10 protein-coding genes are annotated in these 11,911 nt (G+C 63.5%); 8 read left to right on the top strand and 2 right to left on the bottom strand.

What is annotated here, in order from left to right:
* Positions 1-209 precede the first annotated feature (209 nt).
* Positions 210-1,397 (bottom strand): 4-hydroxybenzoate 3-monooxygenase, encoded by a 1,188-nt coding sequence (gene pobA / locus J5M71_RS15225; RefSeq protein ID WP_207833233.1) that lies wholly within the window; start codon positions 1,395-1,397, stop codon positions 210-212.
* Between the two features lie 173 nt (positions 1,398-1,570).
* Between pobA and J5M71_RS15220 the strand changes: the two genes are divergently transcribed.
* The 3 genes from J5M71_RS15220 to J5M71_RS15210 all read left to right on the top strand — a co-directional run bounded on the left by J5M71_RS15220 (position 1,571) and on the right by J5M71_RS15210 (position 3,905).
* On the top strand, positions 1,571-2,449 hold the full coding sequence (locus J5M71_RS15220; RefSeq protein ID WP_207833231.1) for a helix-turn-helix domain-containing protein: 879 nt from the start codon (positions 1,571-1,573) through the stop codon (positions 2,447-2,449).
* A gap of 138 nt (positions 2,450-2,587) precedes the next feature.
* Positions 2,588-2,986 (top strand): MerR family DNA-binding transcriptional regulator, encoded by a 399-nt coding sequence (locus J5M71_RS15215; protein ID WP_013972930.1) that lies wholly within the window; start codon positions 2,588-2,590, stop codon positions 2,984-2,986.
* A gap of 19 nt (positions 2,987-3,005) precedes the next feature.
* Positions 3,006-3,905, top strand: a complete 900-nt coding sequence (locus J5M71_RS15210) for a hydroxymethylglutaryl-CoA lyase (RefSeq protein WP_207833229.1) — start codon at positions 3,006-3,008, stop codon at positions 3,903-3,905.
* A gap of 532 nt (positions 3,906-4,437) precedes the next feature.
* Here the strand turns inward: J5M71_RS15210 and J5M71_RS15205 are convergent.
* A complete protein-coding gene (locus tag J5M71_RS15205; RefSeq protein ID WP_207833227.1) occupies positions 4,438-4,956 on the bottom strand; it encodes an MgtC/SapB family protein in 519 nt (172 codons plus the stop codon).
* A 250-nt stretch (positions 4,957-5,206) separates the two neighbouring features.
* Between J5M71_RS15205 and J5M71_RS15200 the strand changes: the two genes are divergently transcribed.
* The 5 genes from J5M71_RS15200 to J5M71_RS15180 all read left to right on the top strand — a co-directional run bounded on the left by J5M71_RS15200 (position 5,207) and on the right by J5M71_RS15180 (position 11,902).
* On the top strand, positions 5,207-5,446 hold the full coding sequence (locus J5M71_RS15200) for a DUF3203 family protein (protein WP_207833225.1): 240 nt from the start codon (positions 5,207-5,209) through the stop codon (positions 5,444-5,446).
* Positions 5,447-5,567: 121 nt separating this feature from the next.
* On the top strand, positions 5,568-6,971 hold the full coding sequence (gene ccoG / locus J5M71_RS15195) for a cytochrome c oxidase accessory protein CcoG (protein ID WP_207833223.1): 1,404 nt from the start codon (positions 5,568-5,570) through the stop codon (positions 6,969-6,971).
* Between the two features lie 50 nt (positions 6,972-7,021).
* On the top strand, positions 7,022-8,431 hold the full coding sequence (mapR, locus tag J5M71_RS15190; protein WP_025338884.1) for a GntR family transcriptional regulator MpaR: 1,410 nt from the start codon (positions 7,022-7,024) through the stop codon (positions 8,429-8,431).
* 57 nt (positions 8,432-8,488) lie between these two features.
* Positions 8,489-10,144, top strand: coding sequence for a PAS domain-containing sensor histidine kinase (locus tag J5M71_RS15185; RefSeq protein WP_207833220.1), 1,656 nt, complete (start codon positions 8,489-8,491; stop codon positions 10,142-10,144).
* A 63-nt stretch (positions 10,145-10,207) separates the two neighbouring features.
* Entirely contained in the window at positions 10,208-11,902 is a 1,695-nt protein-coding gene (locus J5M71_RS15180) for a response regulator (protein WP_207833218.1), read from the top strand.
* Positions 11,903-11,911: the final 9 nt, after the last annotated feature.

Raw genomic sequence — 11,911 nt, 5'->3', positions numbered from 1 at the left:
AGCCAGGCACTGTCGGTCATGCGCAAACTTGACTTCAAGCCCTGGCGTGTTTTTCCAGGATGCCTGCGCTGCACCGCGTCGCGAAAGGGCCGCAAAGCGGCCCCAGCAATTTGGCAGGAATACGAAGACCCTGGGGCGCTTCGCCCCCCTTTCGCGACACAAGGCCGCTCCTGCAGGTATTGTGCGTTGGCCAGGCTTTCACGTGCGGGTCAGGCCACTTCTTCGAACGGCAGCCCTACATAGTTCTCGGCAATGTTCACCAGCCCCGCCGGCGAGGTCAGGAAGTACTCGCGGTCGGCCTCCTGCATCTTCTGGTCCCAGGCGTCCTTGTGGCTGCCGAAGTCATGCAGCAGTTGGGTCATGAACCAGCTGAAGCGCTCGCCTTTCCACACCCGACGCAGGGCCAGCGGCGAATACTGCTGCAGCAGGTCGGTGCGCCCTTCGCGGTACACCTTGACCAGGATACGGTACAGGTAATTGACGTCCGATGCCGCCAGGTTCAGGCCCTTGGCGCCGGTCGGCGGGACGATATGCGCGGCGTCACCGACCAGGAACAGGTGGCCATACTGCATCGGCTCGACCACCAGGCTGCGCAGCGGCGCGATGCTCTTTTCCAAAGCCGGACCGGTGACCAGACGCGCAGCCACGTCTTCCGGCAAGCGTGCCTTCAGCTCCTGCCAGAAGCGCTCGTCGGACCACGCCTCCACCTGCTCTTCCAGCGGTACCTGCAAGTAGTAGCGGCTACGGGTGTGCGAACGCTGGCTGCACAGCACGAAGCCGCGCTCGTGGTGTGCGTAGATCAGTTCGTGGTTGACCGGTGGCGTATCTGACAGCATGCCCAGCCAGCCAAACGGGTAGACCCGCTCATACTGCTTGAGGATACCTTCCGGAATGCTCTGCCGCGAAACACCGTGGAAGCCGTCACAGCCGGCGATGTAGTCGCAGTCCACCCGATGCACCTGGCCGTCTTTTTCATAAGTCAGGTAAGGCCGTTCACCCTTGAGCTCGTGCGGCTGGACATTGCTGGCCGAATAGATGATCGGCGCGCCGCTGGCTTCACGTGCCTGCATCAGGTCACGGGTGACTTCGGTCTGGCCGTACACCATCACCGTCTTGCCGCCGGTCAGGGCCTTGAGGTCCAGGCGTTGGCGGCGCCCGCCGACCAGCAGCTCGACACCTTCGTGTACCAGGCCTTCACGGTCCATGCGCTCGGCCACACCGGCCTCACGCAGCAGGTCGACGGTGCCTTGCTCCAGCACCCCGGCACGGATGCGCCCGAGCACGTACTCGGGTGTCTGCCGCTCGATGATGACCGTATCGATACCGGCCTTGTGCAGCAGTTGGCCCAGCAGCAGGCCAGACGGACCTGCACCAATAATTGCGACCTGAGTTTTCATTGTTGTTGTCTCTGTGCGGACGATGCCCGCCCCTGGACTGGCAGTGGGGCGACATCTGCTGTTAGGGTTTGCCCTTGCATTTTTACTGGCAAAAACAGCCATTGAAGTGTGCTATTCCATGCAAAACTTGCACTTTTACAAAAATCGTTCGATTACCGGACAGGTAAACCCGCATGAAATCCAACCTCCCCGGCGTCCCTTTGTTCAAGCTGTATGGCGAAAACCAGGCCTGGCCCGGCACCGACCCGCTGCACTGCGAGTCGATCCCGGCGCGTAGCCGCCTGCACCACTGGGAGATCAAGCCGCACCAGCATGCCGAACTGTTCCAGCTGCTGTACGTGCAGCGCGGCCGTGCCGAGGTGGAGATCGAGGGAGTGCGCAGCACCATCAGCGAAGCGGCGATCCAGGTAGTGCCACCGATGACCGTGCACGGCTTTCGCTTCAGCGCCGATATCCAGGGGCATGTGCTGACCTTTGGCACGGCCCTGGTGGCGAACCTGGAGCAGCGCCTGGGCGCACCGCTGGCGGTGCTGGCGAAAGCCGCGTGTTACCCGCTGGGCCAGGACCGGGTACGCCTGCGCAACCTGATCGATACTCTGCAGCAGGAGTACCAGGGTAACGCCCCGGCGCGTGCTGCCTTGCTCGAGGCACTGGTGACGGCGCTGATGGTTTGGATCAGCCGCCGCCAGCAGCTGGGGCAGGCGCCGCGCAACCGCGATGAGCGTGACCGCCAGTTACTGGGGCAGTACCTGCGCCTGGTCGAGGCGCATTACCGTGAGCACCTGTCGGTGGAGGAGTTTGCCGCGCGGCTGAATATTCCGAGTTTGCAGCTGAACCAGCTGTGCCGGGCGCTGAGTGGGCAGACTGCGCTGCAGGTGGTGCACCAGCGGTTGCTGCTGGAGGCGCGGCGCAACCTGATCTATACGCGGATGAGTATCGGGCAGTTGTCGGATAGCCTGGGGTTTACCGACCCGACGTACTTTGCCCGGTGGTTCAAGCGGTTGAGCGGGCAGACGCCGAATGGGTATCGCAGGTCGGGGTTGTCTGAGTAATTTTTTCGCCTGTGCCGGCCTCTTCGCGGGTAAACCCGCTCCCACAGGTAGTGCACGCCGTCCCTGAACTGCACCCCTGCTTGACGTATACGTCAACCTACCCTCAGGATACCCGCATACCCCACGCCGAGCCCCAGCATGAGCACCCAGACCTACAGCATCTCCGACCTGTCCCGCGAGCTGGACATCACCACCCGCGCCATCCGCTTCTATGAGGAACAGGGCCTGCTGAGCCCCGAGCGCCGAGGCCTGGAGCGCATCTATTCGGCGCGTGACAAGGTCAGCCTGAAGCTCATCCTGCGCGGCAAGCGCATCGGTTTTTCGCTGGCCGAATGCCGCGAGCTGATCGAGTTGTACGACCCCTCCAGCGGCAACCTCAAGCAGCTCAACAGCATGCTGGCGAAAATCGCCGAACGCCGCGCCCAGCTGGAACAGCAGATGCTCGACATCCACCAGATGCAGCTGGAGCTGGACACCGCCCAGGAGCGCTGCGAACAAGCCCTGGCCGCCACCCTGAACAACAAAGACAACCGCTGAACGCCACAGGAAACCCGCCATGTCCTTGCCCAAACACGTCCGCCTGGTCGAAGTAGGCCCCCGCGACGGCCTGCAGAACGAAGCCCAGCCCATCAGCGTCGCCGACAAGGTGCGCCTGGTGGACGACCTCACCGAGGCGGGCCTGGCCTATATCGAAGTGGGCAGTTTCGTCTCGCCCAAGTGGGTGCCACAGATGGCCGGCTCCGCCGAAGTGTTCGCCGGCATTCACCAGCGCCCGGGTGTTACCTATGCGGCGCTGGCGCCCAACCTGCGCGGTTTCGAGGACGCCCTGGCCGCTGGGGTGAAGGAAGTGGCGGTATTCGCCGCCGCCTCCGAAGCCTTCTCGCAACGCAACATCAACTGCTCGATCAGCGACAGCCTCAAACGCTTCGAGCCGATCATGGAGGCCGCGCGCAATCACGGTGTGCGTGTGCGCGGCTATGTGTCGTGCGTGCTCGGCTGCCCCTATGAAGGCAAGGTCAGTGCCGAGCAGGTCGCCCCGGTGGCCCGCGCCCTGCATGACATGGGCTGCTACGAGGTATCGCTGGGCGACACCATCGGCACCGGTACTGCCGGTGATACCCGGCGCCTGTTCGAGGTGGTGTCGGCACAAGTGCCGCGCGAGCAACTGGCCGGGCACTTCCACGATACCTATGGCCAGGCCTTGACCAACGTGTATGCCAGCCTGCTCGAAGGTATCAGCGTATTCGACAGCTCGGTGGCCGGGCTGGGCGGCTGCCCATACGCCAAAGGGGCCACCGGCAATATCGCCAGTGAAGACGTGGTGTACCTGCTGCAGGGGCTGGGCATTGAAACCGGCATTGACCTGGACCGGCTGATCGCCGCCGGCCGCCGCATCAGCAGCGTGCTGGGCCGCGACAATGGGTCGCGGGTAGCACGGGCGCGCAGCGCGCATTAAGTCATACGGGTGTCACATACGTGTGGGTGGAGTGTTACCGCCCCCACGTTTCACAGCAAAAAATCGGGTAACAGGGAAACAAATCGGCAGAATTTCAGGCCAGGCGATTTTGATGAAAATCTCCAAGTGATTGTTTTTAAAGGATTTTCAAAAGTTGGCACGCACCCTGCTATATCTCTGGTACAACAACAAAAAAAATGTGACACCCAATAAAAACAACAGGTAACGGCTCTGACATAACAAGAACAACACGGCAGAGGCGTAGCAAGCAGATTTTTTTGGAGTCGACACGCTTTTCAGGGGTACGCCCCGCGGTCTGGCACAGAACAATAAAACTACCTCCAGGTAGCGGCAGCCAGGTTCGGATCAGCAATGATGAAGGCAGGTCAGCGCTCAAAAAAATACGTTTGCTCTTGACCCCGCATGGGGGTCGCCCGCAACACCAGGACAGGCTGACAAAAACAACAAAAGGCCGGTCCCAATAATAAAAAAAGAGCAGGCAACAACGCTTTGAGGGGAGCTTCGGCTCCCCTCAGTGCTTCCTGCCCTCTTCTTCCTCCTGCTTTCCCTCATCCTGCCCCTCGAGCTTGTCCACCAGCAACGGCATCGTGCCCAGCACCAGCAGGGCCAGTATCGTGCTGATCAACGCCGTGGCTTCGCGGCCCATGCCGGCTGCCGTACCAATGGCGGCGGTCATCCACAGCCCGGCGGCTGTGGTCAGGCCCTTCACATGGCTGGTGTCCTGGCCGTTGCCCTTGAGAATGGTGCCCGCACCCAGAAAACCGATACCGGCGACAATGCCCTGGATCACCCGGCTCAGCGCCTGCTCATCGGCCCCGGCCATACTCGGCGCCAGCACGAACAGCGCAGCGCCCAGCGAAACCAGCATATGCGTGCGCACCCCGGCGGACTTGCCTTTGTGCTCGCGCTCGAAGCCCAGGACGGCGCCGAGCAGGGCTGCCATCAGCAGGCGTACGAGGATTTGCGTGACCTCGCGCTCATCGGTGATGTCGGCGAATTCGGCCTGGATGGCTTGCCAGATGAGGTCCATGGCGTTATTCCCATGCTGAGCATTGTGTTGGCTGGGCCGGCCTCTTCGCGGGTAAACCCGCTCCCACAGGGTTTGCACAAGTTTCAATGCAATGCAGTACCTGTGGGAGCGGGTTTACCCGCGAAAAGGCCGGGCCTGCCATCTGCAAGGGTTGACCTCCGAGCAAATGACAAAGTGCCGCTCAGCTTCCGGATGCAGCAACCCGCCCCTCCCTGTGGTCCACCCTGTACCCCCCCAGGAGGACCACTCCATGCCCATTGAAATCGACGAAACCACCCGCCGCTGCACCCTGCTAGGCGAAGGCCTGCGCATCGAAGGTGATGGCCCGTCCATCGAAATCGTCACCGACGAACAGCTGCGCATGTCAGTGGCCCTGCTCGCGGGCCAGCGTGTGCCCATCACCGAAGCCGAGGCCGACGCACTGACCGTGGCGGGTGCGGTGGATAGCCGCAGGCATCTGAAGGCCAGCACGCCAGGCTCGGTAATCTGAGGCCTGGCGGGGCTTACCCGAAAATCTGATATGGTTTTTATCGCAAAATCTGAGCCTGTGCTGATAACAGCCTCAGGGCCATAGTGCTCATGCCTGATCGAGGCCTGATGAGCACCGAGCCATGAACGATAGAATCCCTTTCACAGAGATCGCCACCGCCCCAGCCAGCCCCCAGCCACGACGCGCCGACAATGGCATCCATACCCGTAGTTTCACCGGGCTGTACCGCAACCTGCGTATCGGCTTCGCCGGCGCCCTGTTCGTGCTGTTCTTCGGCACCGCCTGGCTGAACTGGAACGGCCGTCAGGCCGTGCTGTGGGACCTTGGCAACAGCAAGTTCCACATCTTCGGCGCCACCTTCTGGCCGCAGGACTTCATCCTGCTGTCGGCACTGCTGATCATCTGCGCCTTCGGCCTGTTCGCCATCACCGTGTATGCCGGCCGCGTGTGGTGCGGCTACAGCTGCCCGCAGAGCACCTGGACCTGGCTGTTCATGTGGTGCGAAAAGGTCACCGAGGGTGACCGCAACCAGCGCATCAAGCTGGCCGCCGCGCCCTGGAGCCTGAACAAACTGGCCCGTCGCACATTGAAGCACAGCCTGTGGCTGGCCATTGGCGTGCTCACCGGGCTGACCTTCGTCGGCTACTTCACCCCGATCCGCTCACTGGCCGCAGAACTGTTCACCTTGCAACTGGGCGGCGTGGCGCTGTTCTGGGTGCTGTTCTTCACCGCCGCCACCTACATCAATGCCGGCCTGCTGCGCGAAGCGGTGTGCCTGCACATGTGCCCCTATGCGCGCTTCCAGAGCGTGATGTTCGACAAGGACACCCTGGCGGTCGCCTATGACCCGCGTCGCGGCGAAGCCCGTGGCCCGCGCAAGAAAGGCAGCGACGCCCGCGCCCAGGGCCTGGGCGACTGCATCGACTGCACCTTGTGCGTGCAGGTGTGCCCCACCGGCATCGATATCCGCGATGGCCTGCAAATGGCCTGCATCGGTTGTGCGGCGTGCATCGATGCCTGTGACGGGGTAATGGACAAGATGGGCTACGCCCGTGGCCTGATCGGCTACAAGTCCGAACACAGCCTGCAAGGTGGCACCACCCATTGGCTGCGCCCGCGCCTGCTGGGCTACGCCGCCGCGCTGGGGGTAATGATCGCGGCGCTGGTGATAGCCTTGCAACTGCGTCCGATGGTGTCGCTGGACGTGATCAAGGACCGCGGCCTGTTCCGCGAGAATGCCCAGGGCCAGATCGAAAACATCTACCTGCTCAAGGTCATCAACAAGACCGAACGCACTCGGCACTACGAACTGCGCCTGCTGGACGCCGACGGTTTCAGCTTGCAGGGCAAGACATCATTCACGATCCCGGCCGGTGAAATGAGTGAACTGCCGGTGTCGGTGGCGATGCTGGCCGAACGCCCGGCCAGCAGCTCGCAGACGCTGAGTTTCGAAGTCAGCGAACGCGACGACCCCGCCATCCGCAGCGTGGCCAACAGCCGCTTCGTCGCACCGATGAACCGTTGATCCCTTACACTGATCCCACCTTGCCTGCCAGGCTTCGACAGAAGGCCAGAATGAAACGCTACGAACGCTTTGCCGACGATATTGCCGAACTGATCCGCTCCGGGGTGCTGGGCCCCGGCCAGCGGGTGCCCTCGGTGCGTTATGCCAGCCAGACCCACGGGGTCAGCCCGTCCACCGTGTTCCAGGCCTACTACCTGCTGGAAAGGCGCGGGCTGATCCGCGCCCGGCCGCGCTCAGGCTACTTCGTCAACGCCCACGCCCCGCGCCAGTTCAGCGAACCGCAGGCATTGCAGCCGGTCAGCGAGTCCACCGACGTCGACGTCAGCGCGCTGGTGTTCTCGATCCTCGACTCGATCAAGGACCCCAACACCGTGCCGTTCGGCTCGGCCTTCCCCAGCCCCGAACTGTTCCCGCTGCAGCGCCTGTCGCGCTCGCTGGCCAGCGCCAGCCGCAGCATGGACCCACGCATGGTGGTGACCGACCTGTCACCCGGCAACCCGCAGCTGCGCCGGCAGATTGCCCTGCGCTACATGGTCGGCGGGCTGATGCTGCCGATGGAGGAGCTGCTGATCACCAACGGCGCGCTGGAGGCCCTGAACCTGTGCCTGCAGGCCGTCACCCAGCCAGGTGACCTGGTGGCCATCGAAGCCCCCGCCTTCTATGCCTGCCTGCAGGTACTGGAGCGGCTCAAGCTCAAGGCGGTGGAAATCCCTGTGCACCCGCGCGAAGGCATGGACCTGGGCGTACTGGCGCAGACCCTGGAAAAGCACCCGGTCAAGGCCGTGTGGTGCATGACCAACTTCCAGAACCCGGTGGGCGCCAGCATGCCGGAGGCAAAAAAGCAGGCATTGGTGGAGCTGCTGGCGCGTCATCAGGTGCCATTGATCGAAGACGACGTGTACGCTGAACTGTACTATTCGCAGCAAGCCCCCAAGCCGGCCAAGGCCTTCGATACCCAGGGCCTGGTGATGCACTGCGGTTCGTTCGCCAAGAGCCTGGCACCAGGCTACCGCATCGGTTGGGTGGCGGCCGGGCGCTTTGCGCAGAAGATCGAGCGGCTCAAGCTGATGACCTCGCTGTGTGCCTCGATGCCGGCGCAGGCGGCGATCGCCGACTACCTGCAGCACGGCGGCTACGACCGCCACCTGCGCAAGCTGCGCTATGCCCTGGAAGGCCAGCAGGCCAACATGCTGGCGGCCATTGCCCGGCACTTTCCGGCGCAGACACGGGTCAGCCAACCGTCCGGCGGCTACTTCCTGTGGCTGGAACTGCCCGAACAGATGGACGCCCTCAAGTTGTTCCACATGGCCCTGGCCCAAGGCATCAGCATCGCTCCCGGGCCGATCTTCTCGCCCACCCGGCGCTTCGGCAACTGCATTCGCCTGAACTATGGCAGCCCCTGGCATGAGGATGCCGAACGGGCCATGGAAACCCTGGGGCGGATCATCCGCTCGTTCTGATGGCTGATGACCCGGTGGGCGACTATAGTTGCCCGATCCTCTCACCGGGCCCTCGCCATGCAAGCAGATTCGCTCCCGTCATTGGCACAGCTGCAAGCGCGTGTCGCAGAACTGGAAGCTCGCCTGGCCGAGCGCGAAGACACTGCACATGCCCATAACCAGCTGCTGGGCGAACTGCTCGACAACAGCCTGGCCAACGTGTTCGCCGCAGACCGCAAGATGCGCCTGGTGGCGATCAACCGCATGGCCAGGGAAACCTTTGAGCGTTACCGTGGTTTCGTACCGAAGATCGGCGATTACGTGCCGCAGTTCCTGGTCAACCAGCCTGACATCATGGGCCGCCTGGCACCGGTGTGGCCACGCGTGCTGGCCGGCGAAGCTTTCATCGATACCATCACCTTCGGCCCGCCTGACGCCCCTCGCCATTACGAGATCCGCTACCACCCGCTGCGCGATGCGCAGCAGCGGATCCAGGGCGGGTACATGTTCGCCTATGACATCACCGAGCGCATGGCCGAACAGGAACGCCTGCGCCAGGCCGAAGAAGCCCTGCGCCAATCACAGAAAATGGAGGCGGTCGGCCAGCTGACCGGTGGCATCGCCCACGACTTCAACAACCTGCTGGGCAGCCTGCTTGGCGCGCTGGAGCTGGCAGAGCAACGCCTGGGTCAGCAACGCTTTGCCGAAACCGCCCGCATGCTCGAACTCAGCCGCAGCAACGCACTGCGGGCCGCTGCCCTGGTGCAGCGGTTGCTGGCCTTTTCACGCCAGCAGATGCTGGTGCCCCAAGCGGTCGATGTGCAGCGCCTGGTGGCCGACATGCATGACCTGATCCGCAGTTCGACCGGCCCGCACATTGACTTCCAGGACCAGACCCTGGCCGCGCAATGGTCGATCCTCATCGACCCGCAACAGCTGGAAAACGCCTTGCTCAACCTGTGCATCAATGCCCGTGACGCCATGCCGCTGGGCGGCACCCTGCGCATCGGCTGTGAAAACGCCAATCTCTCAGCGGCCGAGGCCAAGCGCCTGGGCCTGCCGACGGGCCACTATCTGCACATTCGTGTCGAGGACACCGGCCTGGGCATGTCCAGTGCGGTGCGGGAGCGCGCCCTCGAACCCTTCTTTACCACCAAGCCGCTGGGCCAGGGCACCGGCCTGGGGTTGTCCATGGCCTATGGCTTTGTTCGCCAGTCCGGGGGGCAGTTGCTGATCGACAGCGTTGTCGGGCAAGGCACTTGCGTTCACCTGTACCTGCCCCAGCACAAGAGCGCTACCGCAACCTGCCACGACGAGCCAGCCGCATCCCCCACCGAGCCGGTGCAGCCGCGCGTGCGCCGGATCATGCTGGTGGAGGATCAACCGGCCCTGCGCCTGGTACTGGTTGAAGTGCTGACGGAACTGGGCCACCAGGTGCAGGCTTTCGAGGGTGGCGGCCCGGCGCTTGAAGCGCTGCAGGAAGGGCCGCCACCGGACCTGCTGATTACCGATGTCGGCTTGCCTGGGCGGGTCGACGGCTACCAGCTTGCAGGGGCCTACCAGGACCTCGTGGTGCATGCCCCGGTATTACTGATTACCGGCTATGACACCATCGATACGGTGCCCTGTGCCCGGCCCGACAGGCGCACGGAGCTGCTACACAAACCCTTCGACCTGAACACCCTCGGCGAACGGGTCGAGCGGCTGCTGGGCATTGCGCCGCACTCGCCTTGACTGGCTATTCGCCTGCTGGCGAACACGTTAAAGTCTGGGTCTCCTCTTTTGTCGGACCTCGGCATGCCTTCCCGTGACCTGCTTTCACTGCGCCAACAAGTCGAAGCCCTGCAGCGGCAGAACGCGCTGCTGGAGGCCCGCCTGGCAAGCCATCAGGAACACGACCAGGACTTTTACCGCTCGCTCTTCGACACCATGGATGAAGGCTTCTGCATCATCGAGTTCTTCGACGGCCCGCACGGCCCGCTGAGTGACTATGTGCATGTGCTGGCCAATGCGGCCTATGCCAAGCACGCCGGCATCCCCAATGTGGTCGGGCAGAAACTGCGTGAGATGGTGCCCGATGAGGCCGATGACTGGGTCGCCCGTTATGGCGCGGTTCTGCGCACGGGCGAGCCCCTGCATTTCGAGCAGGAGCTGGTCGCCACCGGCCATGTGTTGTCGGTGACCACCTTCCGGGTGGAGCCTGCCGAAAAGCGCCAGGTGGCGGTACTGTTCAAGGACGTTACCGAACGACGGCGGGCCGAGCTTGCCCTGCAACGCCTGAACGAGGAGTTGGAACAACGGGTGAATGCGGCATTGGCAGAACGGGCCAAGGCCGAGGAGGCCCTGCGCCAGGCACAGAAGATGGAAGCGGTCGGCCAGCTCAGTGGCGGCATCGCCCATGACTTCAACAACCTGCTGGGCGCCATCCTGAGTGCCCAGGAGCTGATGCGCCAACGCCTGGAGCAATCCCGTTTCGACAGCCTGGAACCCTTGCTGGAGCTGTCCAGCGGCTCGGCGCAGCGGGCCTCTTCGCTGGTACACCGGCTGCTGGCATTCTCCCGCCAGCAGACCCTGCAGCCCTGCTCCACGCAGGTGGCGACGCTGGTGGGCGGCATGGAAGAGCTGCTGCGCCGTACCATTGGTCCTTCCATCACCCTGACCAGCCAGTTCCCCTACCCGCTGTGGCCGACCTTCATCGACCCGCCGCAACTGGAAAGTGCCCTGCTCAACGTGTGCATCAATGCCCGCGATGCCATGCCTGCTGGCGGTGCGATCGATATCCTCGGTGACAACCTGCTACTCGACGACGAGCAAGCCCATGCACTGGGACTGCCAGCTGGTGAATACATAAGGCTGAGCATCATCGACAACGGCAATGGCATGTCGACGGAGGTGGCCGAGCGCGCAGTCGACCCGTTCTTCACCACCAAGCCGATGGGCCAGGGCACGGGCCTGGGCTTGTCGATGACCTACGGTTTCGTGCGCCAGTCGGGCGGGCAGCTACGGGTGTTGTCGACGCTTGGCGAAGGCACCCGCATCGAGCTACTGCTCCCCCGCCACCACGAGCTCCCCGAAGCCCCGGCACCCAGGCCGCGGCGCACACTGCTGGAAAGTGGCAGCACGGCCGCACAGCGTATCCTGCTGATCGAAGACCAGATTGCCTTGCGCGTGGTCGTCTGCGAGGTGCTGGAGGAACTGGGTTACCTGGTCGACGCGTTCGAGAATGGCCCGGCCGCCCTTGCCCACCTGCAAAATGGCGAGCGGCCAGACCTGCTGCTGAGCGATATCGGCCTGCCCGGCGGCCTGAATGGCCGCCAGTTGGCTGAACGTTGCCGCGAGCGCTACCCCGACCTCAAGGTGCTGTTCATTACTGGCTACGACGAAAGCGCGGCGCTCAGTGACGGCCAGTTGTTGCAAGGCACACAGGTGCTGACCAAGCCGTTCGAGCTGGAAGTGCTGGCCGAACGGGTACGCTCGCTGCTGGAAGATTGACGGGCGCGC

This window comes from Pseudomonas sp. 43(2021) (assembly GCF_017490805.1).
Classification (GTDB): Bacteria; Pseudomonadota; Gammaproteobacteria; order Pseudomonadales; family Pseudomonadaceae; genus Aquipseudomonas.
The sequence above is the reverse complement of the archived record's forward strand: the minus strand, read 5'-3'. Positions and strand labels throughout refer to the sequence as shown.